Here is a 26,178-nt window from a genome sequence, read left to right on the forward strand (position 1 = left end):
TCTTAGAACCTTTCGTTCGGGCGGATTGCGGAGGTGTCTGTCTCCGGCTCATAAGCTGGCAATTTCAATCGTACGCAGGTGCCTAAACCGGATTTTTGGTCGGCAGGGCTTTCAACCTGAATGTTTCCATAGTGCTCTTCGATAATGCTATAAACCAATGACAACCCAAGGCCCGTTCCTTTATTGGATGCCTTGGTGGTGTAGAAGGGCTCGAATACGTGATCAAGCTGATCTGCGGGTATGCCTGAGCCCTCGTCAATGACCTCGATGATAGCCGAGTAGCCATCTTTCTTGCCAGCCACCCGTATGGTTCCGCCTTCCGGTGAGGCATCCCGGGCGTTGGCCAAGAGGTTCACGAAAACCTGCACAAGCCGTTGCTCGTCACCCAAAATCTGAAGTGTTTCAGGACAATCGTTAACGTAATGGATTTTCATTCCTTCATTGCTTAGAGACAGAAGGTTTCTGGATTCATCTACGCAGCGGCGGATGCTCACTGGCTCGTACCGGTTGGCCTGTGCGTGGTTGCCTGTGCGTGCAAAGTTCATTAGCGATTGCAGGATGGTTGATATACGGCGTGTTTGTTGTTGGATCTGGCTGGCAGTTTCCAGAATGTCGGGGTTATCCGTCTCTAGTTTAAGGTTCTGTGCCAACGAGGAAATGCCCGTAACCGGGTTGCCGATTTCATGGGCAACGCCTGCGGCCAGGCGCCCTACCGAAGCCAGCCGTTCGCTGTGCATCAATTCGTCTTCCAGTAGCCGTGTTTCGGTTTGATCCTCTACCAGAATGACACTGCCGCCCTCAGGATGGTCGGGGCCGCTTAATGCTGCTTTGTGCAAGTTCAACCAATGTGGACGACCCCGTAGATCTAGGCGGTGCTTATAGCGGTGCAGATCCTCGCCGCTGTTGAAGTCGTCCAGCAAATGGTGCCAGTGCTCAGGTAAGGCCATGAGTCGGGCGCCAACAATTTCGTCGGCGGTGATGCCGGTCAACTCTTCAATGGCTTGATTCCACATCAAGACCTCGCCGTCTTCGCCTACGGAGCAGGCAGGAATGGGAAGGTTTTGCAGGGTCTGCCGGTAGTGCCTTCGCAGGTTGTCCAATTCCCCGGCTAGCCCTGTGAGCCGGTTTTGGTAATCGCCTAATGCGCGCTCCACATAACGTATATCTTGAGCGGTGCCGCCCCGCGCCATTGGCTTGAAGCCTAGATGGCGCTTTACCATATCTCTGGCAACCGAAGGGCCAAACAATCCAGACAGGTTTACCTCAACCTGATCGCGCAGCCGCCGCAGTTGATAAGGGCGGTATTCCACATTAGGCAACTTAAGTTGTTCTAGCGCGCGCTGAACTTCACGCTTGGCGACATCCTGACCAAGCGGTTCGGCTAGCTGGTGTGCAAAGTCAACAGAGGAGCCTGCCAGCAATTCACGTCGCTGCGGACGAGATAGGGCACCCATAGAACAAGCCTGCGCCGCGCTGGCTTCTTCGCTAGTGCTGGTGCTCAGAATTGAAATTAGGGCAAACACGGCTACGTTTGCGCTTAGGCTGACAAACGTGAATATGTGCCAGCTGCTGTAATCCGGAACAATCGGCGCATTGAGCCAGCCTAGCAAGTTGGCCGTGTGGGAAAAGGGCAAAACCAGAGTGATCAGCCAGATAGCCAGCCCGGTAATTAGCCCGGCAATGAGTCCGCGCCTGTTACCTTCGGGCCAATATATAACCCCCAGTGCGCCTGGCAGCAGTTGCAGGGTTCCGGCGAGGGATATGGCTCCGAGAATCGATAGGTCCAGATTCTTGCCAAGTGTTTCGTGGAACAGCAGGGCCAGAAAGATGATTGCCGCGATCAGCAAGCGCTTGACCCACTGCAGCCAACGGTAGATGTCGCCTTGATCCTTTGGGGTTCTCAGTGGAAGAACCACATGGTTGAGTACCATGCCTGCTAAAGCTAGCGTGCTTACGATCATGAGGCCGCTGGCGGCCGATAATCCTGCGATGTACATGAACAGTGTGAGAGCCGGGCTTTCGAGAGCTTGTGCTATGCCCAGTGTGTAAAAGTTTGGCCCGGTGGCAACTGCCAGTTCCTGCCCTCCCCACAGAATAAGCGGTATAGGAACACCAAGTAGCAAAAGGTACAGCGGTAAACCCCAGCTAGCTTTAGCCAAGGCTTTTGGCGAGGGGTTTTCGGCGAATGTCATGTGGTACATGTGAGGCAGCACCAGCGCCCCGGCAAACGACATGAGCATCAACGCACGCCAACTTCCATCGTCGATGCTCAGGGACATGGTGGTTGCTGGTGTGGTGTTGCCAGCCAGCCAGGTTTCGAGACCATTCATGCCATCGAAAACACTAAATAGCACCACACCGCCAATAACTAGCAAAGCGACTAGCTTTATCAATGAGTCAAAAGCGATAGCCAATACCAGCCCGGGATGATTCTCTACTTCGCGGTTGCGCCTAGCTCCAAACAGCATGGCAAAGAGAACAACAATCAGGCTGAACATTACGCTGATCAGGTGGGGTGAGGTGTCCGGCGCAAGAATGCTTGCCGAGGTGGATACCGCTTGTATTTGCATGCTCAGCAGCGACAGGATTGCGCCACCGGAACACAGGGTTACAAGTGTCCCCGCCCATTGGCTGCGATAACGATAAGCGAAAAGGTCGGCAAGGGAGGTGAGCTGATAAGCGCGACCTATTCGCATGATGGGGTTCAGTAAAACCGGAGCCAACAAAAAAGCACCACTGATTCCCAAGTAATAGGCAAGAAAGCCATACCCGGATTCCGCAGCCAACCCAACGGCTGCATACACTGCCCAGATACCAGCATATACGCCCAAGCTCAGTGTATAAACCAGAGGGTGACGCACCCAGTGGCGAGGTATCACTCCACGCTCGGTAACCCAGGCAACTCCAAATAGGAGGATAAGATAGAGGAGGCTCGCGAAAAGCAGGCCAGATGCACTAAAACTCATTCGGGTCCCGCAGCCATTCGAGCCAGAAACCGATGGCAATAAGGCCAGCCCAAATCACGAAGGGGCTATACCAGGCATTATCTGGAGACGTCCACCAGTCAAGAATGTTGGGAGAGAATATATAGATGGCCAGAACCAGCAAAAAAACCAGGCGATAGATATACATCCGGCATGCGATCCGCTCTAAAGATTGTGAAAGGCTTTATACCACGACAGTCATTGGGATGTCAGGTGAACGGCCCGGCGGTTCCAATGCGCGCGGCTCCAATCTAAAAGATTGTCTACAGATTCACGTAGCAACGATTGCGGTGGCTGCTGGTTGAGAGCACTCAAGGCGGCAAACAGGTTTTCCACCGGGTTGCGGTTGTCCAGCGCCGGGGCATGGTTTTGCTTAGATAGCTTCTGTCCTTGTTCATTCACAATCACGGGAATATGAAGCCAGCGTGGTGGAGTGGCGTTCAGGGCGCGGTAAACCTGTAGTTGTGGTGCAGTCATATCCAGTAAATCTGAACCCCTCACCACATCGGTAATGCCCTGATCAATGTCGTCCACCACCACTGCAAGTTGATAGGCAAAGAAGCCTTCTTTGCGCAAAATCACCGGATCGTCTATTTCGGCTTGCACTAACTGCTGCTGCGGCCCAAGCAACAGGTCCTGCCATTGGCAATGTTCGTCACTCAGTGCAAAGCGAATAGCGAACGGCTGGTCTTTGGTTGCACTGCCGCCGTCTCTACAGAGTTGCGGGTGCCTGCCTTGGTGGGCCTGAAGTTGCTTGCGTGAGCAGCTGCAAGGATAGGCTTTGCCTGTTTTAAGCAGTTGCTCAATAGCTGCTTGGTAAGCGGAATGGCGATGGGATTGAAAGCGTACGGGTTCGTCTGGAAACAGCCCATGGGCGTCAAGGCTGCTTAGTATTTCCCCGGTTGCTTCGGGCGGCTCTCGAAGTGGATCAAGATCCTCGATTCGAACCAACCATTGCCCATTAACGGACTTGGCTTCCAAATAACTTGCCAGCGCTGTCACCAGCGATCCGAAATGCAGAGGACCTGTGGGCGAGGGGGCAAACCGCCCCCGGTATTGGCTCAACGTGGCCATGAGGAAAACAGAATGGCCGGCAGCGCCATAATAGAATGCGCCGGCCAGTTCGGGGACGCTGTTCTAAATGCCAGTTTGGCGCTCGCGGATTTCGGCAAGGGTTTTGCAATCAATGCATAGTGTTGCTGTTGGACGTGCCTCAAGGCGACGGGTCCCGATTTCTACACCGCACTGGTCGCAAAATCCGTAGTCGTCTTTATCGATGCGATCGATGGTCTGGTCAATTTTCTTAATCAGTTTGCGTTCGCGGTCGCGGGTACGCAGTTCTAGACTGAACTCTTCTTCCTGAGTTGCGCGGTCGCTGGGATCCGCGTAGTTTGCTGCATCTTCTTGCATGTGGTGCATGGTGCGATCCACTTCTTCCATGAGCTCTTGCTTCCATTGGAGCAGGAGCTCCTTGAAGTGCTCGCCCATGTCGGCACTCATGTATTCTTCACCCTTCTTCATTTCGTATGGGGTGAAGTTGGTGAAACGCTCACGTGATTGGTCTGCTGTGGTTGCCATATGACCCGGCCTCTTTTTATATACCTCACAAGAACGCAGTGCTTCCCTGCGCGCCAGCCCCCGCCGCGGCGCGGTTATCACTTGGATGAAGCAGTCGTCCTAAAACGGGATTTTGCGGAAAATAGCAGATTAGTCACAGAGGTGCCAGCCCTGTGATGCCTACTTCTTACTTGGAGAGCTTATGAAATTCCCTGAACCCTTGATTAAAGGGCGCTTAATTCGTCGCTACAAACGCTTCTTGGCCGACGTGCGCTTGTCAGACGGCACGGAGGTAACGGCCCATTGCCCGAATACCGGCTCCATGCTGGGTTGCCAGCCACCGGATGCCCGAGTGTGGTTAAGCCGTAGTGATAACCCCGCACGAAAATTGGCGTATACATGGGAGCTTGTTGAGACGGCACCTGCGGTGTTGGCGTGTGTAAATACCGCAAGGCCAAATGCGCAAGCGCGGGAGGCCATTGAAGCGGGCCGCATTAGTGAACTTGGTGGTTATAGCCACTGCCGGTCAGAAGTTAGGTACGGCGAGGAGAAAAGCCGGATTGATTTGCTGCTGTCGGGCCATGAGTCGGAGCCAGACGCATGGGTAGAAGTGAAAAACGTAACCCTTGAGGAGAACGGTCAGGGCTTCTTTCCCGACGCGGTAACGACCCGCGGGCAAAAACACCTGCGTGAACTCATGGCTCAGGTAGCTTTGGGTGAGAGGGCTGTGCTGTTTTTTGTGGTGAATCATACCGGTATTGAAACGGTGCGGCCCGCCGATCATGTCGACCAGCATTACGGCCAACTGTTACGTCAGGCGTGTGATGCCGGTGTAGAGGTGATTGCCTATCGTGCGTCTTTGGCCAATGAAGACGGTAATCCATCTGGCGAGTTAACCCTGACTGAACCCGTGCCGGTTATTCTGGAAGTTTAACTTCCAGAACCCCTTCAGTTTCCTGCAGATCCAGTTCCGTGAGAGCGTCTCCCTGACAAGGCCCGGCAATGCACTCACCGTTCTGAGGTTTGAACAAAGCACCGTGGGTGGAGCACTGCAGGAACAGGTTGTCGACATCCATAAAGCAGCCGGGCTTCCAGTTCAGTTCAACACCCATGTGGGGGCACCGGTTCAAGTAAGCTCTGGGGGTGCCGCCATCGAGAAACACAAAGCCCGTCAGTGGCAGTGTGTCAGTGCTCATTGGAGTGCTGGTTTCGACTTGGGCCAGTGTGAACTCCACAAACTGGCCCGGTTGTAACTCCGCACTATCGCATACTGGCTGCCACGGGCTTATTTGCTTGCTTGTCATTTACCGGCGCTGTAACGCATCCGCGTACCGTGGTTCAACGACATTACAATCTCGTCCGCTTCCAGCCTGTGGGGGAAAAAACACCCAGATATTTTGGCACCGGCAATGCTGGCACCTTCCATGTCAGTATGGCTGAAATCTACTCCCCTAAGGTCTGCCCCCCGGAAGTAAGCATGGCTTAGATCCAGCCCTTTGGCATCGAGCCCGCGCAAATCCAGCCCCCGGAAGTCTCCATGGGCAAAGCTCGGCAGGTCGGTGCGCGATAGCTTTTCCTTATTGAACGCTGCTACATCTTCCTTGCGAAGCGTTTCGTAGAGCGGGTCTTTAATATGGCGTACGGCGTCGGTTTCCATGATTTTTCCTTATGGCATTTTAACCGGTTCTTGAGCAAGTATAGCCTGCTAAACCCGTTTGCAACGGCTACTTCGATGCTAGGCCAAAATGCTGTCTTATGCGGTCTGCCACTGCTTCAGCTACGTGCTCCTGATCGCTACGCAGGTGAACCGTGTGGGTTTTTTCTTCGACCGTTAGAGGCTCAAACCAGCCTTTTTGTGCATCCAGAAGTTCTTCTGTCGCTTCAGAGGCATCGCCTTTGCGATTGCGTACCCACTCTTTGCGCAGCTCTTCAGGTGCCTCGCAATGAATCAAAGCAAAAGGAACGCCTTGGCTTTCTGCAACGGCAGCAAACAGAGCGCGCTCTTTCTCTTTCAGGCATGCGGCATCAACGATAACGGGCAAGCCCGCTGCGAGCAGGTCACTGGCCAAGGTCGCTAGCCGTAAATAGGTTTTCTCGTTGGCTTCCGCGGAGTATAGGCCATCTCCGGTGGTGGAGTTGCTGTTCGCCAACGGCGCCAGCCCATGCAGTCGCTTGCGCTCGACGTCTGACCTCAAGCGAATAAGACCCAGTTCTGCAGACATGGCTGCGCTGACGCAAGTTTTCCCGCTGGCCGAGAGGCCAACGGTGGCCAGTAGGTAGCGATTCGGTATGCTGCTGTAGTCTTCGGCTAGCTGGGCATAGTCACGATAATGCTGCATCAGGTTTTCTTTTTCCTGCGCGCTCAGTGACGGGTTAGCCATGGTAAACAAAGCAATCTTTGCTCGTACGAGTGCCCGGTATGTCTTGTATAGAGGCAGTAAAGGGAGGGCGTTGAAGTCATCCCTGTATTCCAGATAGGTGTTCAGAACGAGGTTCGCCAGGGCTGACTCGCGTCGAGATTCCAGATCCATTAGCAAAAACGCCAGATCGTTTATCACATCAATCCAGCGGAACGGCTCATTGAACTCAATACAGTCGAAAACCGTAACCTTGCCGTCATATACAGTAATATTGGCTAAGTGCAGGTCGCCATGGCACTCCCGAACAAAACCTTCATTTCGGCGTTGTGCAATTAAATCTCTGTGGCGTTCGAAGGTGGTTTGGGTCCAGGCCTCAAGGTTGTCGAGCTGGCTGATCAGGGCAGGGTCGTCAATTAATGGTCGAATCTGGTCAAAATTTTCCTGCATGGCCGCAAATACTGCTTCTGGCGTGCCCAGCGGCTTGTCCTTTTCTATTGGCTCTAAGCTGTCATGGAAGTGTGCTACTTGCTGTGCGAGGCTGGAAAGTAGCTCAGGTTTTAACTCACCGGACTCCTGCTGCTGGTCAAACAACTGGTTCTGGCGGAACTGGCGCATTTTCAGCACGTATTCAAAGGGCTCGCCGTCGCCGCCAATCACCGGTTTTTCCGGACTTCCAGTGATTGGGAGTACCTCAAGGTAAAGCGGCTCGGCCAGACGACGGTTCAGGCGCAACTCTTCTTCGCAAAAGTGCTTGCGGCGCTCCAGTGTGGAGAAATCAAGAAACCCGAAATCCATGGGCTTTTTGATCTTATACGCATACTGCCCCGTCAGAATCACCTGAGAGATGTGAGTTTCGATAATTTGAAATCCATCCACAGGATGGTGGTATAGCGCTGGATTTTGCAATGCCAGTAACAGATTGCCTGGGGATGTTTCACTCACGGTGTGCTCCTCGCTTCCCTGAACTCATTGATTTTTATTGCTCTATCATAACGGGCAGGTTACAGAAATAACACATAGTTGGCCTGCCTTATCTTGTGTCGGCTTCGTTATAATCCGCCCATGAAAAAAAACAGCCCCTCAACAAAAAAGTCTAGTAGAAAACCACAAAGAAAAAATGGCCGAAGCGAACGCCGCTCCTGGTTCTGGAAACTGTTTATACGAGTGTTTGCTATTGGCGCTGTGCTGCTTGCATGCTGGATGGTTTACCTTGATGCGGTGGTTACGTCCCGGTTTGAGGGGCGACGCTTCGAAGTACCTTCTCGGGTGTATGCGCGGCCGCTGGAGTTATACGACGGCGCCGGCGTGAGCTCAGGAGCGCTGGAGCGTGAGCTGGCGCTCTCGGGTTATCGCAAGGGAGACGGAACAAAGCCGGGAAGTTATCGGCGCAATGGTGGCCACTTTATTATCAGCACCCGCGGGTTTCGCTTCCCTGATGGTGCAGAACCCAGAAGAAAGCTCTCCTTGAATATCTACAGTGACCGAATTCAGGACTTTCGTGTGTCCTCCGGTGACAACTCAGCCATAGTGAGGCTTGAGCCTGCTCGCATTGGCGGAATATATCCGGCACATAAAGAGGATCGTATTCTAGTTCGGCTCGATGAAGTCCCAGCTTTGCTACCCAAGGCGCTGATGGCGGTGGAAGACCGTAAGTTTTATGACCATTTCGGAATCGCACCGGCTTCTATCGGGCGTGCATTGCTGGCCAACCTGCGCGCCGGGCGTGTCGTACAGGGTGGGAGTACTTTGACGCAGCAGTTGGTGAAAAACTTTTTCCTTACCCGGGATCAAACGCTGTTACGCAAGGGTAACGAAGCCTTGATGTCTATCTTGCTAGAGCTTCACTACGAGAAAGACGACATACTGGAAACCTACCTAAACGAAGTGTATCTAGGGCAGGCCGGCAGGCGCAGCATCAACGGGTTCGGGCTGGCAAGCCAATTCTATTTTGGCGAGTCGTTAAAAGATCTTGATGTGCACCAGATTGCCCTGCTTGTGGGCATGGTGAAAGGGCCAAGCTACTACAATCCCCGGCGGCACCCCGAGCGCGCGACCCAGCGACGTAATTTGGTGATCAGCGAGATGGAAGACGCGGGCCTTATCGATGCTTCAAAGGCCGCACGGGCGCGCGGCTTGTCACTTGGCGTGAGCGCCAAACCCTCCTACTCAGAAAACCGATACCCTGCCTATATTGATCTGGTGCGCCGACACCTGGCTCGGGACTACAAGGAGCAGGATCTGCGCAGCGAAGGCCTGCGCATCTTTACCACGTTAAACCCCGCTATTCAGTATGCCGCTGAGTATGCTGTTACGGACACCTTGCCTCGGCTGGCAAAAGGCAAGACCGCCAAAGCTCTGGAAGCGACTCTTGTGGTTACCGCCAAAGATACAGGTGAAGTTCTGGCGCTCGTTGGCGGAAAAGATCCCCAGTACGCCGGATTCAATCGGGCCTTGGATGCCAACCGTCCGATAGGATCACTGATTAAACCTTTTACCTATCTGACTGCTTTGGAACAACCGGATCGCTATACCCTTATGACACCGGTACTGGATAAGTCATTCACCCTTGAATTTGACGATGGCCGGCGCTGGCAGCCGAAGAATTACGATGGTGAAGAGCGGGGCGAAGTCCCTCTGCATCGTGCTCTATCGAAGTCTTATAACTTGCCAGCAGTGCGGGTAGGGCTGGACGTTGGCATTCCGGCTGTTAGCAAAACCTTACGGGCATTTGGTGTTGTTACGCCCATCTCTGAATATCCCTCAATGTTGTTAGGCTCGGTTGCCATGAGCCCGGTAACCGTTGCTCAAATCTATCAAGGGCTGGCGACCTCCGGGTTTAATACGCCCTTACGGACCATAAGAGAGGTGACAGGCCCCGGCGGCGAGGCACTGTCACGCTATAGTCTGGAAGTGGATCAAGTTGCAGACCCGACGGCGGTTCATCTGGTGCAGTACGCAATGCAGGAAACCATGCAAGAGGGCACGGGTCGCTCAGCCTATTATTCCGTGCCAAAGGAGTTAACGCTGGCTGGTAAAACCGGAACAACCGATGATGGCCGCGACTCTTGGTTTGCCGGGTTCAGCGGTGACTTGCTGGCGGTTGCCTGGGTTGGTCGCGACGATAACGGGCCAACCGCACTAACGGGCGCTACCGGAGCCTTGCCAGTATGGTCACGATTTATGGCGCAGGTGCCGCAACACGGCTTTTCACCGGTAGTACCCGATGGCGTGAGTTATCACTGGGTAAATCCTGAAAAGCAGGCATTAACTGATGAGTATTGCGATAATGCGCGCCTTCTGCCGTTTATAACGGGTAGTGAGCCGACACAAAGAGTGTCCTGCTCCGGTACCCTTGAGCGGAAAATTCGAGGTTGGTTTGAAGGACTGTTCCAATGAGTAGGCAAGGTTTTTTACATGCAGGTATGTTGGCAGCGCTTTTAAGTTTAGCTGGGTGTGCTTCTGGCCCGGGCGGCTCAATATACGTGCCCGCGGGTGGTTCGTCCCGAACACCGGAACCCCCGCAGACGGCTGATGAAAAACAGAGTCAGGTGTGGCGCAAAAGCGAACAAACTGACAGCGGGGAATCCGAACAGCGGCCCGAACGCAGGAGTAAACCGAGCTATCAATATACCGGCGAACAACTTTCACCAGCAGCTCTTAGTTTGGTGCGCGAAGCCGACAAGCTGCTGAAGAGCGGTGATGCCGGGGGTGCCATTGTACGCTTGGAACGCGCCCAAAGAATCGCGCCCAGATCGGCGGAAATCTACTTTAAGTTGTCGCAAGCCTATGTGGCAGGCAATAAGCTGGGGCCTGCAGAGCAATTTACGTTGAAGGGGTTATCTCTTGCGGGTAGCGACTCCCGGCTGCAGCGTGCGGGTTGGTTACTGCTGGCGGATATCCGCAGAGCGCGGGGTAACGTAGCAGGGGCTAGTCAAGCCGAAGAGCGGGCGGCGGCCCTTTAAGTACGGGCTCCCTATTAAACGTGTTAAGCGACCCTGCTGGAGCCACCTCCAAGCAGGGTCTATTTTTGCTTATAGACCAGCGTTTTTCAGCCGGTTTACATGCTGCTTAAAAACAGCTTTCGGGTCTGTCTCAAACAAGCTGTGCAGCCCCAGTGCCTGATTTACTTCATCAAGATGGTTCATGAAGTAATTGTCTCGAATAATCTTGCCAAAGTGATTACTGCAGCGTCCTACCATGCCGTCGTTGGCGCTAGAGTTGAACGCCACGCTAGTGATGCCGAGCAATGCGTCAGACGGGTCCAGAAGGTTTGTTACAACTCCAGTGCCGCCCCACGAGTAAAAGCGCACTCCGTTTGCAGAGCTGGCTCCCTCTCCACAGGCACTTGTTGGGATGCCTGCGGGTGCGAAATTATTGAACTCTGCGCTGCCTTGGGTTGAAAGCGACTGCAAGCTTGCCTGCATGCTTTGATCGTATCCGCCGTCCGAGATTAAATCGATCAGGCCGCCGAGGGCATCGCCCAGAGTGTTTGCAAGGCTGCTCGCGGGAGACTCAACAATGACATCTGCAACTGGAGAACCTTTGTGGGGTGAGCCAACGGATGTAACTGAGGCCACCAGCTCTGGTCGTACCCGGGAAATATAACGGGCGGTTGGTCCACCGTGACTGTGGCCAATCAGGTTTACCTTGCCGTGAACGGCGGCAATCGCCTCAACTTGCGGTAACAAGGCTTCGCCACGGGCGATGGTGCTCTCCAGCCCAGGAACCACGGTGATATAAACTTCCGCGCCATTCTTACGTAGATCTTCCGCGATGCCATAGAAGTAATCTACGCCCAGAAGGGAGTCAAAGCCGAACATACCGTGAACCAGTACCACGGGATAACGGGTGTCGGCGTAGCTAGAAGGCTTTTTCCACCACCATGCGGCAGAGGGTGCTGACCAGGCAATGGTTACAACCAGAGCTAGTGTTTTGATCCAAAGTTTCATTGTTCATCCTACAGCTTGAGTTTATGTTTTTTATTCAAACTGCGGCTCAACCTAACGAGCTGTTACAGATACTGCATGCCTAAGCCAAACGCATTAGCGCTTTAACTAGAGGCCTCTGCTCGGTGTTACTTGAATTATATTTGTTAAGTTTGTGCCAGCAGATCATCTCTCGTGAGATATGGCTATAATTTGATCAGCGAGGGTGACAAGTCAACGGCAGAAGAGGCTAAGTTGATTTAATAGCGGTTAAAGTGTGAAGGGTGTCTCGAATCAGGCACGGAGGGATCTATCAATTTGATAGTTCCCTCCGTGAGCCTGTCCAGACTATTGCTTATCTACTTCTTTAGAGGCTAGCCATGACTTTTTTCGCCGCTTTAATCGTATCGGCGATGTCCTCATTCGTCAGAGCTGCGCTGGTGAATCCGGCTTCAAACGCTGATGGGGCTAGATATATGCCTTCTTTTAGCATCCCTTGGAAGAACTTCTTGAAGCGTTCGGCATCGCAGGCCATTACTTGGCCAAAGCGTGTAATGCTGGGCTCTTCGGTGAAGAAAAATCCGAACATTGCGCCCGCGCCCTGAACAGCCAATGGAACGCCGGTGGCGTCTGCAGCGGCCTTCAAACCGTCTCGCAATGCTACGGTTTTGTCAGTGAGGCGGTCGTGAAAACCGGGCTCGGAAATAGCGTTGAGTGTGGCAAGGCCAGCGCTCATGGCCAGCGGGTTCCCGCTTAGTGTGCCAGCCTGATAAACCGGGCCAAGCGGGGCTATGTGTTCCATAATCTCCCGTTTTCCGCCAAAGGCGCCAACAGGCAGTCCGCCGCCGATTACCTTGCCTAGAGCGGTCAAGTCCGGGGTTACGCCGTACAGTTCCTGAGCTCCGCCCAAAGCGACCCTAAACCCGGACATAACCTCATCAAAAATCAGCACCGTGCCATGCTCGTCACAGACTTCCCGAAGTGCCTCTAGGAAACCGGGGACCGCTGGAATGCAGTTCATGTTGCCTGCAATCGGCTCTACAATGATGGCGGCAATTTGATCGCCCATTTCTTTGAAGGTTTCCCTAACGCCGTCTATGTCGTTGAAGTCCAACGTCAGGGTTAGCTCGGCTAGGCTGGCGGGAATGCCCGGTGAGTTGGGCACGCCGAGGGTTAGTGCCCCAGAGCCTGCCTTCACAAGGAGGGAGTCCACGTGCCCGTGATAGCAGCCCTCAAACTTTACGATCTTGTCGCGCCCCGTGTAGCCACGAGCCAGACGAATGGCGCTCATGGTCGCTTCGGTACCTGAATTCACCATGCGCACGAGTTCTATGGAAGGTACCAACTCGCAAACCTTGCGGGCCATATCAGTTTCAAGCGAGGTGGGCGCGCCATAGCCAACGCCAAGATCCACCTGAGCGTGCAGAGCATCTTTGATACGCTGGTCTGAGTGGCCAAGAATCATCGGCCCCCAGGAGCCAATGTAATCGATGTATCGCTGGCCGTCCTCGTCGTACAGGTAAGCGCCTTCAGCGTGCTTAAAAAAGATAGGTGTGCCGCCCACGCCTCGGAAAGCGCGCACGGGGGAGTTAACACCGCCGGGAATGTACTTTTGTGCCTGTTCAAACAGGGTTTCGGAATTTGTCATGTGTAATAGCTCCTGTTATTTGGGAGTTAAAAAAAGTGGGTGGTGGCTGGCGAACAGCCTTTGGAATGTTTTCGCTTTCTGCTCCGTGGCTTCGGGACTGCCCCCGAAGAGCCCGCCAACAACAGCTAATAGATCTGCACCTGCTTGAATCAAACGTGCGCCATTGTCTGTAGTGATGCCGCCAATGGCTGTAATCGGCCGATTAAAACTCTTTGCGTTAGTTAAAATGTCGGCCGAAGCCGCTGGAGCGTCCGGTTTGGTTGATGAGGTAAAAAAACGGCCGAAAGCCAGATAGTTTGCGCCAGCTGCCGTGGCAGCCTTGGCCAAAGCAAGATCGTCATGGCAGGTAATGCCGATAATTGCATCATCACCGAGCTTTTGGCGTGCCTCGGTAGCAGAGCTGTCAGTTTGGCCGAGGTGTACACCCGCGGCGGCTACGCGCTTGGCAAGTTCAACGTCATCGTTAATGAGCAGTGGCGCGCCTGCAGCTGCACACAAAGACCGCAGGTTTCTGGCTTGGGCCAGACGTTGCGCCATGGGTAATGATTTCTCGCGGTATTGTACCATCACTGCACCGCCACGGAGGGCCGCCTCCACAGACGCAATCAATGTGCCCGGAGGGGTAAGCTGACTGTCAGTGATGGCGTAGAGACCGATTGGGATGCGTGCTCTCACGGTTCCCACAGGATACCTCGATCCGGTACCGGTTGGCCTTTGCCTACCTCAAGAGCGTGCAATATGGCGCGGTGCACGTAATTCTGCGCCTGAGAGATGGCCGCTCGGGGCGATAGCCCCAGAGCCCGGCCCGCCGCAATCGCAGCTGCAAGTGTGCAGCCGGTGCCATGATATTCCTCGCCAATACGCTCAATTTCCCACGACATGGGCGTCGGCGAATGGTTATAGAGAATGTTGGTGATTCGAACACCTAAACCATGCCCTCCGGTTGCAAGCACCGAAGCGCAGCCACCTGCTAGCAGCTTGCGCGCAGCTTCGCCGGGGTCATCACTCTCTCCAAGGAGGGCTAGCTCTATGCCATTCGGCGTGATCATCTCAGTCAGCGGAAATAGCCGTTCCTTCATGGTGGCGAGCAGCTTGTCATCTGCCAAGTCGCCCCCTCCGGCTGCTTTGATCACCGGGTCGGTTATAACCGGTATGTCGGGGTATTGCTCAAGAAACTCAGCCAGTACTTCTACCACCGCAGAGCTGCCCATAGCTCCGGTTTTCACCGCATGGATGGGGGCATCCTCAGAAACGCATCGCAGTTGTTTGCGAATGAGTTCCGGGTCAATGGCTTCGGCACCGTAAACATTCTGGGTGTCCTGAACGGTCAGGCAGGTGAGTACCGGTAGTGGGTGGCAGCCCAGTGAGGTGATGGCCTGAATATCAGCCTGAATCCCGGCACCACCGGAAGGGTCAAGGCCAGAGAGAACAAGTACCTGAGGGCGAGTGTAGTGTTTAATGGCTAAAACTCCCTAGAACGGTTTAACAACAGCGAGAATAACAACTGCGAGCAAGATAAGCACCGGTAACTCATTGAACCAGCGATAGAATACATGGCTGCGTGTGTTGAGATCGTCGCGAAAAACCTTGACTAGGTACCCGCAATAAAAATGATAGGCAATCAGCACTGCCACCAGTAGAAGTTTCGCGTGTAGCCAGCCTTGGCTGAAGTATCCGGATAGGTTATAGCTGAGTAGCCAGACACCAAAAATGACGGTGGCGATCATCGAGGGTGTGGTGATACCCCGATAAAGCTTGCGCTCCATAATCTTGAAACGCTCGCGCCCCGGCTCATCCTCACAGGCAGCGTGGTATACAAACAGCCTTGGCAGGTAAAAAATACCCGCGAACCAGCACACCAGAGAAATTATGTGAAAGGCTTTAACCCATAGCATTGGTCAACTCCGTCGATATTGATAATAGCTTTCGATGTCAGATTTAAGGACAACGCCATAAACCCGTTGAATCATTGGTGCCACATGGCGCTGCACATATAGGGCCTCCGCACTGCTGGTCTCAAACTCATGCATCGCTTCTTCCAGCGTGGCTTGATATTGCACTGGCGCTATATCACGCCGGTTTGCAGGGATGTCCATCAGATCAATAGACTCGACAGGGGACGTCTCATCAGTACTAGCCACCTCCTCTGAATCCTCTAGATACCGTGCCAGATCAACAGCTGGCAAAAGAGTTGTTGGGCCAGTGCTGCCCTCTACCACTAGCCATTTCGGTTCCGCCTTGAGAGCTTTTCGTGCCTCTTCGGGGGTCAGGTGCCTCTCGATGCGCAGAATACTTTTGTCCATGATCGCGGCCACAGAGACCCGGCGCAAGGCCTGAATAACCGGGGAGCTCTGGTAGCTCAGGCCCTGACTTTTCAGAACGGTTAGGAATAGCGACTTTTTACCGAAGGCTTCACTGGTGATAAGGGAAGACGTTGTAATAATCAGCATGCCCGGAAGAATAATGTGCGGGTTACGTGTTAGCTCCATTAAAGCCATTAGTGCCGCCAAAGGCGCCTGCAGCACCGCCCCCATCATCGCGCCCATTCCAAGCATGGCGTAAAAGCCAACCGATGAGGATTGAGCAGGCAATATTTCTGCGCCGACTAGTCCCATTGCGCCACCGAGTGTTGCGCCCATGAACAACGTTGGGCCGATAATACTGCTGGGCATGCCCAAGCCTACAGTCAGGGCCGTGATCAACAATTTTGCCACTCCTGCACTTAGCAGCAGCCAGAAGCCTAGCTCGCCATTAATGGTCTCATTCACGGTGTCATAGCCGATGCCCATTGTTTGGGGCACAAGAACAGCGACCGGTGCCATCAATACACCGGCAATGATTACTCGGAGCAAAATAGGGCGATGGTTGAAGCGCCCCATGGAATCGACCAGCTGGATAAACAGCGCAGCTGCAACACCGATAACAACGGCAATCACTAAAATCCAGGGTATCTCCAACAGTGAGTTCATTGTTAGCGCTGGCACGCTGAACGCGGGTTCGGTGCCGTATACAACCTGCGATACAATCGCAGCGCTTACGGCAGCAAGAATGATGGGTGTAAAACCGGCAATGGTGTATTCCATCATCACCACTTCCATGGCGAAAATGACGCCGGAGATGGGCGTGTTGAACGAGGCGGAAATGGCCGCTGCACAGCCACAGGCAACTAGCGTGCGAATGCTGGTATTTGGTAGCCGCATCCACTGTCCCATAAGGCTGGAAAACGCAGCGCCCAAATGTACAGCAGGCCCTTCGCGGCCCGCCGATTGCCCGGTAACAACGGTGGTAACACCAACAATGAATTGGATAACTGCGCTGCGTGCTGTGATGTACCCTTGATGGTAATTCAAGCGCTCCATTACGTGAACAACGCCGACCTTTCTGTCATGGGTGGCTAGCCGGTGTAGCAGAAGGCCAAGGCCAAGAGCGCCAGCCAGCGGTAATAGTCCGCGAGTAAGAATGTCTAAGCTCTCGAAGGCCTCGGAGCCTTCACCTGGCAGGAAGTACTCTAGTGGCCATTCAATGGCCAAACGGAAAACTAGAATGACCCCGCCGGTTACCAATCCGGATAGCAGCCCAAGAATAGCCAGTTGCGGCAAAGAGTCCACGCCGGATAGTCGGCGCGGGAAAGCAGAGATGAATTTCTCACCAATATGGTGCCAGAATTTATTCATGAGTGCCGGAGTTCCGGTACAGGGGGATGGTTTCCCAGAGGGTTTCTGACATCATTGTAACTGTCGCTCTGCAAGCTGCAATAAGTCGTTGGTTTATCATGATAGACTAAGTAGCTAAGCTACAAAGAACGACCCATAAATCTGTACACGACGTCGCTGGAGAGTAACTTGATTAAAGTAGGTATTGTGGGCGGCACCGGGTATACCGGCGTCGAACTGCTCAGAATTCTCGCTGTCCATCCGGAAGTTACGGTTAGTTGTATAACCTCAAGGTCGGAGGCCGGAATGCCGGTGGCCGACATGTACCCGAACCTCCGTGGGCATTTTGATTTGGCTTATTCAGAGCCGGATTCCGGAGTGCTGTCAGCCTGTGATTTGGTGTTTTTTGCAACACCACACGGTGTTGCCATGCGAATGATCCCCGACTTAATGGCTGCAGGTGTGCGGGTGGTCGACCTATCGGCTGACTTCCGTCTTAAAGACTTGAAGGTTTGGTCGCAATGGTACGGTATGCCACACGAGTCGCCGGAGTGGGTAGAGAAGGCTGTTTATGGGCTGCCTGAAGTTGTGCGTGATGAAATTTCCAAGGCGCAGCTGGTTGCCAACCCGGGGTGCTACCCAACTGCTGTCCAACTTGGTCTCCTTCCTCTGCTGGAGCAGGGCCTGGTTGACCCTTCACGTCTGATTGCCGATGCAAAGTCCGGTGCCAGTGGTGGTGGCCGGCAGGGCAAGATCGGTATGCTGCATGGTGAAATAAGCGAGAGCTTCAAGGCCTACGGTGCATCAGGTCATCGTCATTTGCCGGAAATTCGTCAAGGATTGTCCAATGCAGCTGGCGTGGAAACCGGCGTTACCTTTGTTCCACATCTGGTGCCGATGATTCGTGGCATCGAGGCGACGCTCTACGCGGAACTGAAAAACCCGGTTGATTTCGATCGCCTGCAAAATCTGTTCGAAGAGCGCTATGGCGATGAGCCATTTGTGGATGTAATGCCGTTCGGTAGCCATCCCGAAACACGCAGTGTGCGGGGCGCTAACTTGTGCCGCATGGCTTTGCACCGTCAGGAACAGAGTAGCATTGTGATCATCTCCTCGGTTATTGATAACCTCGTTAAAGGAGCTGCTGGCCAAGCTATTCAGAACATGAACATCATGTTTGGCATGAAAGAAACTCTGGGCCTCGAAGCACCCGCACTCTTGCCCTAAGGAACACCCGTGAGCGAACAACGGAAACCGGCAGATGAATATGTGGTTATCCGCCGTCGCCCGGGAGACCGGTTGAGGTGGGCGGTCATTCTAATTATTTTAACCGTTATCGCTGCCGCAGCCAGTTATTATGGCGGTTTGGTTCAAGGAGGCTCTCGCTCTATTAATGCGGAGGCCTCTAATGAGCAGTTAGAGTCTAAAATTGCAGAGTTAGAAGTCGAGATTGCAGCTCTGGAGAGCAATTATCGGGAAACGCAGCAGCAGTTGGTTAATCTTGAGCGTGGAAAGCTGGTTGACGAGCAAGCTCTGGGTCAGGCCCGGAACATAATCGTTGATCTGGAAACTCGCGTTGGCGCACTGCAGTCAGATTTAACTTTCTATAAAAATATTATGGCCCCTTCGGAGACCAGCAAAGGCTTGCAGGTTGACCGCTTTTCTCTGGCCAGCGATCGTTTGGATGGAGTGTATAGCTTCAAGTTGGTGCTGACTCAGGTGGGCAACAACAAGAGCTACATTTCTGGAGTGGTTGCGGTCAACATTATAGGTATGCGTGATGCGCAAAAAGAAGTTATTGCGCTACGCGACCTATCCCAAGAAATAGAAGATCTTGGTGTCAAATTCCGCTTTCGGTACTTTCAGGATGTGGAGGGTAAGCTGGCTTTGCCTAAGGGGTTCGAGCCACTGGAGGTGCAGGTGGTTGCTCAGGCCGAGGGGCGCAAATCCTCTCAGGCTGAACGTACATTCGACTGGGATGATTTAACGGAGAACTAGACATGCTTGGGAGAAAAAAGCAAAAGCCCCGCCGGCCCGCCGGCAGCTTTGACACCCTTATATCCTCGCGCACCACTATCGAGGGCGATGTGCGTTTCTCGGGCGGCTTGCATGTAGACGGCCACATCAGGGGTAAAGTGCTGGCTGAAGATGGCAGTGATGCGGTTTTACGAGTCTCCGAAGTCGGTGAAATTACCGGTGATATAGATGCCCCGCACGTTATTATTAATGGCACAGTTCATGGCGATGTCCATGCGTCTGCGCATCTTGAACTCGCCGAAAAAGCAGCCATAAACGGTAGCGTTTATTACAATCTTATCCAGATGGCCATGGGTTCATCAGTAAATGGCAACCTCGTTCATCAACGCGAACCGTCGGGATTGTTGTCTCAAGATAAGCCCCCCCACGCTGAGGTGAGTAATAACCTATCGGCTACAGAGGGTAACGAGTTTTCTGAAGAAGATAGCGGTAAATCTGAATAGTTGATTGTTTTACTCAGGAATACCATAATCCCTGTAGTTCTATCAGGTAATCCGGAGGCAAACTTGAGTGTAGTCCAGCAACAAATGGCAGCACCGCTGTTTTTCAGCGATAGTGCAGTCAACAAGGTACGAGAACTGGTTGACGAGGAAGGGAATTCCGACCTCAGGCTGCGTGTGTTCGTTACCGGCGGGGGGTGCTCCGGATTCCAGTATGGGTTCTCGTTTGATGAAAGTCAGGATGAAGAAGATACGGTTATAGAGCGGGACGGGGCCGTGCTATTGGTTGATCCGATGAGCTACCAATATCTGGTTGGTGCTACCATCGATTATCAAGAGGGCTTGCAAGGCTCCCAGTTTGTTGTGCAAAACCCCAATGCTAGCACTACTTGCGGCTGTGGCAGTTCGTTCACTATTTGATGTCTTGCCACTATGGAAGTTGAGCCTTTCTTTAAAGGCGCTATCCGTTGGTAAAGGCTGTTCGTTTTATGCGGGGTAAATTGCCCCAAGTATCCGTGGGCCTCTTGCTCCGGTTACCTCCGCCAGATTCCCCGGCAGACCAGAGATGGTTTGACGGGCCAGCCATGCAAAGGCCGTGGGCTCCACCCACTGTGGGTCAACGCCCAATTCAGCAGTGCTGAGTATACGTATAGGGCTAAGTGCCTGAGCAAGCTCGCTCATGAGCAGTCGATTACGGGTGCCTCCTCCGCAAGCATACACGACCATGGCCGGCGACTGAGGCATTTGCCTTACAGCTGTTATCACAGACAGCTGAAGCAGAGTGCGCTGAACGTCTTCTGGCCGAACCTCCTCGTGTCTTTGTACAAGGGTTTTGACCCAGCTGAGGTTAAACTTTTCTTTTCCGGTGCTCTTGGGGGCTGAACGCTCAAAGTACGCGTCTGAAAGCATGTCGCTGAGTAGTGCCTGATCAACAATCCCTTCCTGAGCCCACTGACCATCCTCATCGTAAGAGCGGCCAGTTTGATCCTGGCACCAAGCGTCCATTAAGGCGTTTGCGGGCCCGGTGTCGAAGCCCGTTACAGGGGTACCGGGATCAGACGGAATCCAGGTGATGTTGGCGATGCCACCGAGATTAAGAATGCACCTGTCCTCGGTTTTTGAGCCAAAGTAATGCTGGTGGAAGGCCGGAACCAACGGAGCGCCTTGCCCTCCGGCAGCCATATCTCTACTGCGAAAGTCACCTACGGATGTAACGCCGGTCTTTTCCGCGATAATAGATGGGCTCCCTATTTGAAGAGAGAATCGAGCGGGCCCCGACGGTTGATGCCGTAAGGTTTGTCCGTGGCTGCCGATAGCTCGAATGGAGGATCTGTCTACGGAGGATTCTCGGATAAGGGCTTCTGCGGCGTCTGCGAAAAGCGCCCCGACGAGAGTATCAAGCTCTCCCACTTCGTCTGGCGTGGCCTGATTCTGACTTGCTAGTATTAGCCGTTGGCGAAGATTTTCAGGGTAGGGGGAGGATCGTGTTGCATGAGTACAAAGGGATTCACCCTGAAAAGACACCAGCACAGCGTCTATGCCGTCCATGCTGGTGCCGGACATGAGCCCGAGCCAGGTTTCCATTCGGTTTTAGTCTTCCGAGGCCAAAGCTAGGTGCTTATAGTTGCTTCTGAAGGCGTCAAATTGTGCAACCTGCTGTTCCGTATGGGCTTTGAACCTTGCCAGCTCGGCAGCCGGAATGGGCTGGGCATCTGGTAGCTTCACAGTTCGGGAGTTGCGAGGTGAGCCGTTCACGCGGAATTCGTAATGCAGGTGCGGCCCCGTCACCATGCCCGATGAACCAACGTAGCCAATGATGTCGCCTTGTTTGACTCGTGCGCCGTTTTTCATGCCTTTACCGATCCGGCTCATGTGTGCGTAAAGTGTGGTGATGTTATCGCCATGCTTTAGAACAATGGTGCGGCCATAGCCACCCTTCCAGCCAGAAAACTGCACCCGTCCGTTACCGGCCGCTTTGATAGGAGAGCCCGGCGGCGCAGCATAATCTGTTCCTTCATGGGGGCGGACAACATCTAGCACGGGGTGGCGGCGTTGGAGATTAAACGAAGAAGAAATTCGCGCGTCGATGGGGGTGCGCAAAAAAGCTTTGCGCATACTTTTTCCATCCGGAGTGTAATAGTCGCTATCGCCATTGCTGTCTGTGTAGAGTACAGCGATGTTTTCTTTGCCACGGTTTACAAAGCGTGCCGACAGAATACGACCAGTATTGAACTTCTCTCCGTCAAGGTAGAGCTCTTCATATACGACTTCAAATTGATCGCCTTTGCGAACATCGTATACAAAATCGATATCCCAGCCAAAAATGCCTGCAAGTTCCATAGTCAGCCGGTCATTGAGGCCAGCATCCCGTGCTGCGAGGTAAAGCGAGCCGTCGATGGTGCCGGATGCAAATGCTGGCTTGGATTCTGGTTCCCGCTGCTCAGTCTGACCGATATAAGAGCTTTCCTGCTTCTCAATTTTCAGCGTTTCCAGCAAACTACGCTGGAGCTCAATTGCCGCGAGCTCGCCCTCGCTATCAATAGCGAAGCGAATCGTTTCTCCTGCATATAAACGCTGCAGCTTGTCTGCTTCTCCCTCACCATGAATGACGGAAAGCATGGTGCCATCATTCAACCCGGCTTTCTTAAACAGTGAGGATAGGGTGTCACCTGACTTAATCTTAAATGCTTGCCAAGTTAGACGAATCTCGGGTTCCGGTGCAACAGCCGACTCAGCCTGCTGCGGTGTGATTTCTGAGTGTTGCTCTATAGCTGCTGGCTTAGGGGCCTTTATAGGTTCCTGTTGTGGCTTTTGCGAGATAATTGCCGAAGCTTGGCCCTGCTCAAGATCCAGCGTGTAGGACATTCGCTTGGCCTCAACTTCTGCGCTGGGGCTCATCAAAATTGCGGTAGTCACTACAACTGTTGCAGCTGCAGCGATGGTAATGTGGGTTTTTGGTAACATATTCAGCACGTGTCGCATCCGTTTTAATCGGTATTCCGGCAGCTTGTACTACCCAATTAAAGCTATTGTTCAAGTATAGACCAACAGATTACCGTATAAAAAGTATGTGTAACAGCGCAGAACATTACGGTTGTTACGCTGCCGGTCGGATTTATTGTGACGTCATTGATATAATGCGCCCGCCCAGACTGCGTGAAATTGTTTAAAAACTGAGCGTTCACACTTTAGCAGGGCGCCGGGTAACTCACAGATTTCTTTTGTAGAGGTCTGTAACTGATAAATTGCGAAACTGATTGGGGATGAATGATTCATGGCACCTATTGATGAAGCGCTTGCCATTATCAAGCGCGGTGTAGACGAGCTGATACCCGAAGATGACTTAATTGCAAAGCTAAAGGAAGGTCGTCCTTTACGCATTAAAGCGGGTTTCGACCCTACTGCCCCCGACCTTCATCTTGGGCACACTGTCCTTATCAATAAGCTGCGCCAGTTTCAGGACCTTGGTCATGAGGTTATTTTTCTGATTGGTGATTTCACCGGCAAGATTGGTGACCCTTCAGGTAAAAGTGCAACCCGCCCACCGCTAACCGATGAGCAAGTGGCTCAAAACGCGGTGACCTACAAAGAGCAGGTGTTCAAGATTCTGGATCGCGAGAAAACGCGGGTGGTTTTCAATTCCGAGTGGATGAGTAAATTGGCTGCTGCGGATATGATTCGTCTTGCGGGGCAGTACACGGTCGCCCGGATGCTGGAACGTGATGATTTCACCAAGCGCTACCGCGCCGAACAGCCCATCGCTATCCACGAATTCCTCTATCCTTTAATACAGGGTTACGACTCGGTTGCCTTAGAGGCAGATGTTGAGTTGGGCGGCACAGATCAGAAATTCAATCTTCTGATGGGGCGTATTTTGCAGAAGCACTACGGGCAGAAGCCCCAGGCGGTTCTTACCATGCCGATTTTGGAGGGCTTGGACGGCGTTCAGAAGATGTCTAAATCTCTCGGCAACTATATAGGTGTTAATGACTCGCCGGGCGAAATGTACACCAAGCTGCTTTCCGTACCTGATGAACTGCTATGGCGTTACTTTGAGCTTTTGAGCTTCCGCCCGATTGCAGAGGTTAACGAGTTCAGAACGGCTGTAGATGAGGGTGCAAACCCGCAGGACTATAAAAAGCTGTTGGCGGAAGAGATTATCACGCGTTTCCATAATGAAGAGGCGGCGCAGACAGCCCACAAGTCGGCTGGCAATCGGGTTGCGCTGGGGGATATCCCGGAGAACGTACCCGATGTAGAGGTTTCACTGGAAGGTCAGCCCGAGATTTTGATGGCTTCAGTATTGCGTCTATCGGGTCTGGTAAAGAATGGTGCAGCTGCGCGTGACGTTTTGGGGAGAGGTGCGGTATTTGTTGATGGTCAGAAATTTGAGGGCGATCGTGCCTTTGTTGAGGGTGATAGCTGTGTCATTCAGGCCGGAAAGAAGAAAATTGCCCGGGTTTTGATCACTGCTTGATCGATTTCAGGTTGTTTTGAAGTTTTATCAAAATGCCCGTTGACAGAAATTCGTGTGTCTGTAGAATGCGCATCTCCTTCGAGGGACACACCGCTGAGATGGGGTGGAACGAGGAGGCAACTGTTTGAAAGTATTAAAGAAAGCGAGTTTGAACTTTCTTTAATTAAACGGTTGACAAGGCGGCGAGACGATGTAGAATACGCCACCTTGATTGAGCAACGGCTCAAACGCTCTTTAACAAATTGACCAAGTAATTCGTGTGGGCGCTGACTGGAGTATTTCGACAAGAAATACCAAGACAGCGACTCGTCGAAAATTGAGTTTTGTCTTGAGCAAGAATTAAGAATCTTCGGATTCTTGTATGATTTAAACTGAAGAGTTTGATCATGGCTCAGATTGAACGCTGGCGGCAGGCTTAACACATGCAAGTCGAGCGGAAACGAAGATAGCTTGCTATCAGGCGTCGAGCGGCGGACGGGTGAGTAATGCTTAGGAATCTGCCCAGTAGTGGGGGATAGCCCGGGGAAACTCGGATTAATACCGCATACGCCCTTTTGGGGAAAGCAGGGGATCTTCGGACCTTGCGCTATTGGATGAGCCTAAGTCGGATTAGCTAGTTGGTGGGGTAATGGCTCACCAAGGCAACGATCCGTAGCTGGTCTGAGAGGATGATCAGCCACATCGGGACTGAGACACGGCCCGAACTCCTACGGGAGGCAGCAGTGGGGAATATTGGACAATGGGCGCAAGCCTGATCCAGCCATGCCGCGTGTGTGAAGAAGGCTTTCGGGTTGTAAAGCACTTTCAGTGAGGAGGAAGGCTTTCAGATTAATACTCTGGAAGATTGACGTCACTCACAGAAGAAGCACCGGCTAACTCCGTGCCAGCAGCCGCGGTAATACGGAGGGTGCAAGCGTTAATCGGAATTACTGGGCGTAAAGCGCGCGTAGGTGGTTGAGTAAGCGAGATGTGAAAGCCCCGGGCTTAACCTGGGAACGGCATTTCGAACTGCTTGGCTAGAGTGTGGTAGAGGGTAGTGGAATTTCCTGTGTAGCGGTGAAATGCGTAGATATAGGAAGGAACACCAGTGGCGAAGGCGGCTACCTGGACCAACACTGACACTGAGGTGCGAAAGCGTGGGGAGCAAACAGGATTAGATACCCTGGTAGTCCACGCCGTAAACGATGTCAACTAGCCGTTGGGGATCTTGAATCCTTAGTGGCGCAGCTAACGCACTAAGTTGACCGCCTGGGGAGTACGGCCGCAAGGTTAAAACTCAAATGAATTGACGGGGGCCCGCACAAGCGGTGGAGCATGTGGTTTAATTCGACGCAACGCGAAGAACCTTACCTGGCCTTGACATGCAGAGAACTTTCCAGAGATGGATTGGTGCCTTCGGGAACTCTGACACAGGTGCTGCATGGCCGTCGTCAGCTCGTGTCGTGAGATGTTGGGTTAAGTCCCGTAACGAGCGCAACCCCTATCCCTAGTTGCTAGCAGGTTATGCTGAGAACTCTAGGGAGACTGCCGGTGACAAACCGGAGGAAGGTGGGGATGACGTCAGGTCATCATGGCCCTTACGGCCAGGGCTACACACGTGCTACAATGGTACGTACAGAGGGTTGCAAACCCGCGAGGGGGAGCTAATCTCACAAAACGTATCGTAGTCCGGATCGGAGTCTGCAACTCGACTCCGTGAAGTCGGAATCGCTAGTAATCGTGAATCAGAATGTCACGGTGAATACGTTCCCGGGCCTTGTACACACCGCCCGTCACACCATGGGAGTGGATTGCACCAGAAGTAGTTAGTCTAACCTTCGGGAGGACGATTACCACGGTGTGGTTCATGACTGGGGTGAAGTCGTAACAAGGTAGCCCTAGGGGAACCTGGGGCTGGATCACCTCCTTAAACGAAGTCGACGCTTCGGTCAGAGTCCACACGAATTACTTGGTTGATTGATAAAGAGAGCAAGGGTCTTTCAGGCCCGACTTGGCTTGTCTATGGCAAGCAAAACCGGGTCTGTAGCTCAGGTGGTTAGAGCGCACCCCTGATAAGGGTGAGGTCGGTGGTTCAAGTCCACCCAGACCCACCAAAAT

The 26,178-nt window shown here is 53.1% G+C and carries 23 protein-coding genes, 1 tRNA gene and 1 rRNA gene; 10 read left to right on the plus strand and 15 right to left on the minus strand.

The window, feature by feature from the left end; translation table 11 throughout:
* Positions 1-2 precede the first annotated feature (2 nt).
* From MWU62_RS15280 to dksA, 4 genes are all read right to left on the minus strand, one after another.
* Positions 3-2,966, minus strand: a complete 2,964-nt coding sequence (locus MWU62_RS15280; RefSeq protein WP_247115698.1) for a sensor histidine kinase — start codon at positions 2,964-2,966, stop codon at positions 3-5.
* A complete protein-coding gene (locus tag MWU62_RS15285; protein ID WP_247115699.1) occupies positions 2,956-3,132 on the minus strand; it encodes a hypothetical protein in 177 nt (58 codons plus the stop codon). Before MWU62_RS15285 ends, MWU62_RS15280 begins: the two co-directional genes overlap by 11 nt.
* Before the next feature lie 50 nt (positions 3,133-3,182).
* Positions 3,183-4,058, minus strand: a complete 876-nt coding sequence (gene gluQRS, locus MWU62_RS15290; protein WP_247115700.1) for a tRNA glutamyl-Q(34) synthetase GluQRS — start codon at positions 4,056-4,058, stop codon at positions 3,183-3,185.
* A 63-nt stretch (positions 4,059-4,121) separates the two neighbouring features.
* The gene (gene dksA / locus MWU62_RS15295; protein ID WP_247115701.1) at positions 4,122-4,562 is read right to left on the minus strand and encodes an RNA polymerase-binding protein DksA; all 441 of its coding nucleotides are present in this window, start codon (positions 4,560-4,562) and stop codon (positions 4,122-4,124) included.
* Between the two features lie 181 nt (positions 4,563-4,743).
* Between dksA and sfsA the strand changes: the two genes are divergently transcribed.
* The gene (gene sfsA, locus MWU62_RS15300; RefSeq protein WP_247115702.1) at positions 4,744-5,475 is read left to right on the plus strand and encodes a DNA/RNA nuclease SfsA; all 732 of its coding nucleotides are present in this window, start codon (positions 4,744-4,746) and stop codon (positions 5,473-5,475) included.
* On the opposite strand, the gene MWU62_RS15305 is transcribed toward sfsA, so the two are convergent.
* The 3 genes from MWU62_RS15305 to MWU62_RS15315 form a co-directional block, all read right to left on the minus strand.
* Positions 5,459-5,845: a Rieske 2Fe-2S domain-containing protein gene (locus MWU62_RS15305; RefSeq protein WP_247115703.1), complete on the minus strand. Its 387-nt coding sequence runs from the start codon at positions 5,843-5,845 to the stop codon at positions 5,459-5,461. The genes sfsA and MWU62_RS15305 overlap by 17 nt on opposite strands.
* A complete protein-coding gene (locus MWU62_RS15310) occupies positions 5,842-6,198 on the minus strand; it encodes a pentapeptide repeat-containing protein (protein ID WP_216006332.1) in 357 nt (118 codons plus the stop codon). Before MWU62_RS15310 ends, MWU62_RS15305 begins: the two co-directional genes overlap by 4 nt.
* 67 nt (positions 6,199-6,265) lie before the next feature.
* Positions 6,266-7,843, minus strand: coding sequence for a bifunctional aminoglycoside phosphotransferase/ATP-binding protein (locus tag MWU62_RS15315; RefSeq protein ID WP_247115704.1), 1,578 nt, complete (start codon positions 7,841-7,843; stop codon positions 6,266-6,268).
* 120 nt (positions 7,844-7,963) lie between these two features.
* Between MWU62_RS15315 and mrcB the strand changes: the two genes are divergently transcribed.
* Both mrcB and MWU62_RS15325 read left to right on the plus strand, forming a co-directional pair.
* Positions 7,964-10,297 (plus strand): penicillin-binding protein 1B, encoded by a 2,334-nt coding sequence (mrcB, locus tag MWU62_RS15320; protein ID WP_281494932.1) that lies wholly within the window; start codon positions 7,964-7,966, stop codon positions 10,295-10,297.
* Positions 10,294-10,863, plus strand: a complete 570-nt coding sequence (locus tag MWU62_RS15325) for a tetratricopeptide repeat protein (protein ID WP_247115706.1) — start codon at positions 10,294-10,296, stop codon at positions 10,861-10,863. Before mrcB ends, MWU62_RS15325 begins: the two co-directional genes overlap by 4 nt.
* Positions 10,864-10,932: 69 nt before the next feature.
* Here the strand turns inward: MWU62_RS15325 and MWU62_RS15330 are convergent, their stop codons facing one another.
* The 6 genes from MWU62_RS15330 to MWU62_RS15355 form a co-directional block, all read right to left on the minus strand.
* Entirely contained in the window at positions 10,933-11,850 is a 918-nt protein-coding gene (locus tag MWU62_RS15330) for a triacylglycerol lipase (RefSeq protein WP_247115707.1), read from the minus strand.
* Between the two features lie 343 nt (positions 11,851-12,193).
* Entirely contained in the window at positions 12,194-13,474 is a 1,281-nt protein-coding gene (hemL, locus tag MWU62_RS15335) for a glutamate-1-semialdehyde 2,1-aminomutase (protein WP_247115708.1), read from the minus strand.
* Between the two features lie 15 nt (positions 13,475-13,489).
* Positions 13,490-14,158, minus strand: coding sequence for a thiamine phosphate synthase (gene thiE / locus MWU62_RS15340; RefSeq protein ID WP_247115709.1), 669 nt, complete (start codon positions 14,156-14,158; stop codon positions 13,490-13,492).
* Positions 14,146-14,934 (minus strand): hydroxymethylpyrimidine/phosphomethylpyrimidine kinase, encoded by a 789-nt coding sequence (locus tag MWU62_RS15345; protein WP_348645653.1) that lies wholly within the window; start codon positions 14,932-14,934, stop codon positions 14,146-14,148. Before MWU62_RS15345 ends, thiE begins: the two co-directional genes overlap by 13 nt.
* 12 nt (positions 14,935-14,946) lie before the next feature.
* Complete coding sequence (hemJ, locus tag MWU62_RS15350; RefSeq protein ID WP_247115710.1) at positions 14,947-15,369, minus strand: protoporphyrinogen oxidase HemJ; 423 nt, start codon at positions 15,367-15,369, stop codon at positions 14,947-14,949.
* 3 nt (positions 15,370-15,372) lie between these two features.
* Positions 15,373-17,148, minus strand: a complete 1,776-nt coding sequence (locus MWU62_RS15355; RefSeq protein ID WP_247115711.1) for a chloride channel protein — start codon at positions 17,146-17,148, stop codon at positions 15,373-15,375.
* 168 nt (positions 17,149-17,316) lie between these two features.
* Here MWU62_RS15355 and argC point away from each other — a divergent pair, with 168 nt between their 5' ends.
* The 4 genes from argC to erpA all read left to right on the plus strand — a co-directional run bounded on the left by argC (position 17,317) and on the right by erpA (position 20,024).
* Positions 17,317-18,354, plus strand: a complete 1,038-nt coding sequence (argC, locus tag MWU62_RS15360) for an N-acetyl-gamma-glutamyl-phosphate reductase (protein WP_247115712.1) — start codon at positions 17,317-17,319, stop codon at positions 18,352-18,354.
* Between the two features lie 9 nt (positions 18,355-18,363).
* Positions 18,364-19,125: a DUF6776 family protein gene (locus MWU62_RS15365; protein ID WP_247115713.1), complete on the plus strand. Its 762-nt coding sequence runs from the start codon at positions 18,364-18,366 to the stop codon at positions 19,123-19,125.
* Between the two features lie 2 nt (positions 19,126-19,127).
* Positions 19,128-19,607 carry a polymer-forming cytoskeletal protein gene (locus MWU62_RS15370; protein ID WP_247115714.1) on the plus strand — a complete coding sequence of 160 codons (480 nt, stop codon included), beginning with the start codon at positions 19,128-19,130 and terminating at the stop codon, positions 19,605-19,607.
* A gap of 84 nt (positions 19,608-19,691) precedes the next feature.
* Positions 19,692-20,024, plus strand: a complete 333-nt coding sequence (gene erpA, locus MWU62_RS15375) for an iron-sulfur cluster insertion protein ErpA (protein WP_247115725.1) — start codon at positions 19,692-19,694, stop codon at positions 20,022-20,024.
* Between the two features lie 66 nt (positions 20,025-20,090).
* On the opposite strand, the gene MWU62_RS15380 is transcribed toward erpA, so the two are convergent.
* Both MWU62_RS15380 and MWU62_RS15385 read right to left on the minus strand, forming a co-directional pair.
* Positions 20,091-21,188 (minus strand): anhydro-N-acetylmuramic acid kinase, encoded by a 1,098-nt coding sequence (locus MWU62_RS15380; RefSeq protein ID WP_247115715.1) that lies wholly within the window; start codon positions 21,186-21,188, stop codon positions 20,091-20,093.
* Positions 21,189-21,194: 6 nt separating this feature from the next.
* Positions 21,195-22,586, minus strand: coding sequence for a peptidoglycan DD-metalloendopeptidase family protein (locus MWU62_RS15385; protein ID WP_247115716.1), 1,392 nt, complete (start codon positions 22,584-22,586; stop codon positions 21,195-21,197).
* A 292-nt stretch (positions 22,587-22,878) separates the two neighbouring features.
* On the opposite strand from MWU62_RS15385, the gene tyrS reads away from it, so the two are divergent.
* The 3 genes from tyrS (at position 22,879) to MWU62_RS15400 (ending at position 26,174) form a co-directional block, all read left to right on the plus strand.
* The gene (gene tyrS / locus MWU62_RS15390; protein WP_247115717.1) at positions 22,879-24,081 is read left to right on the plus strand and encodes a tyrosine--tRNA ligase; all 1,203 of its coding nucleotides are present in this window, start codon (positions 22,879-22,881) and stop codon (positions 24,079-24,081) included.
* Positions 24,082-24,449: 368 nt separating this feature from the next.
* Positions 24,450-25,990 (plus strand): 16S ribosomal RNA (locus MWU62_RS15395).
* A gap of 107 nt (positions 25,991-26,097) precedes the next feature.
* A tRNA-Ile gene (locus tag MWU62_RS15400) sits at positions 26,098-26,174 on the plus strand.
* The last annotated feature ends 4 nt before the right edge of the window (positions 26,175-26,178 follow it).

This window comes from Marinobacter sp. S6332, assembly GCF_023016045.1.
In the GTDB taxonomy this organism is placed as follows: domain Bacteria; phylum Pseudomonadota; class Gammaproteobacteria; order Pseudomonadales; family Oleiphilaceae; genus Marinobacter.

Excerpts from the sequence above, each read along its gene's own strand:
- MWU62_RS15330 (WP_247115707.1), bottom strand. The coding sequence starts at position 11,850 with ATGAAACTTTGGATCAAAACACTAGCTCTGGTTGTAACCATTGCCTGG.
- tyrS (WP_247115717.1), top strand. The coding sequence starts at position 22,879 with ATGGCACCTATTGATGAAGCGCTTGCCATTATCAAGCGCGGTGTAGAC.
- MWU62_RS15285 (WP_247115699.1), bottom strand. The coding sequence starts at position 3,132 with ATGTATATCTATCGCCTGGTTTTTTTGCTGGTTCTGGCCATCTATATA.
- MWU62_RS15280 (WP_247115698.1), bottom strand. The coding sequence starts at position 2,966 with ATGAGTTTTAGTGCATCTGGCCTGCTTTTCGCGAGCCTCCTCTATCTT.
- sfsA (WP_247115702.1), top strand. The coding sequence starts at position 4,744 with ATGAAATTCCCTGAACCCTTGATTAAAGGGCGCTTAATTCGTCGCTAC.
- gluQRS (WP_247115700.1), bottom strand. The coding sequence starts at position 4,058 with ATGGCCACGTTGAGCCAATACCGGGGGCGGTTTGCCCCCTCGCCCACA.
- MWU62_RS15370 (WP_247115714.1), top strand. The coding sequence starts at position 19,128 with ATGCTTGGGAGAAAAAAGCAAAAGCCCCGCCGGCCCGCCGGCAGCTTT.
- hemJ (WP_247115710.1), bottom strand. The coding sequence starts at position 15,369 with ATGCTATGGGTTAAAGCCTTTCACATAATTTCTCTGGTGTGCTGGTTC.
- erpA (WP_247115725.1), top strand. The coding sequence starts at position 19,692 with ATGGCAGCACCGCTGTTTTTCAGCGATAGTGCAGTCAACAAGGTACGA.
- dksA (WP_247115701.1), bottom strand. The coding sequence starts at position 4,562 with ATGGCAACCACAGCAGACCAATCACGTGAGCGTTTCACCAACTTCACC.
- MWU62_RS15385 (WP_247115716.1), bottom strand. The coding sequence starts at position 22,586 with ATGCGACACGTGCTGAATATGTTACCAAAAACCCACATTACCATCGCT.
- MWU62_RS15310 (WP_216006332.1), bottom strand. The coding sequence starts at position 6,198 with ATGGAAACCGACGCCGTACGCCATATTAAAGACCCGCTCTACGAAACG.
- hemL (WP_247115708.1), bottom strand. The coding sequence starts at position 13,474 with ATGACAAATTCCGAAACCCTGTTTGAACAGGCACAAAAGTACATTCCC.
- MWU62_RS15355 (WP_247115711.1), bottom strand. The coding sequence starts at position 17,148 with ATGAATAAATTCTGGCACCATATTGGTGAGAAATTCATCTCTGCTTTC.
- MWU62_RS15325 (WP_247115706.1), top strand. The coding sequence starts at position 10,294 with ATGAGTAGGCAAGGTTTTTTACATGCAGGTATGTTGGCAGCGCTTTTA.
- MWU62_RS15380 (WP_247115715.1), bottom strand. The coding sequence starts at position 21,188 with ATGGAAACCTGGCTCGGGCTCATGTCCGGCACCAGCATGGACGGCATA.
- mrcB (WP_281494932.1), top strand. The coding sequence starts at position 7,964 with ATGAAAAAAAACAGCCCCTCAACAAAAAAGTCTAGTAGAAAACCACAA.
- MWU62_RS15305 (WP_247115703.1), bottom strand. The coding sequence starts at position 5,845 with ATGACAAGCAAGCAAATAAGCCCGTGGCAGCCAGTATGCGATAGTGCG.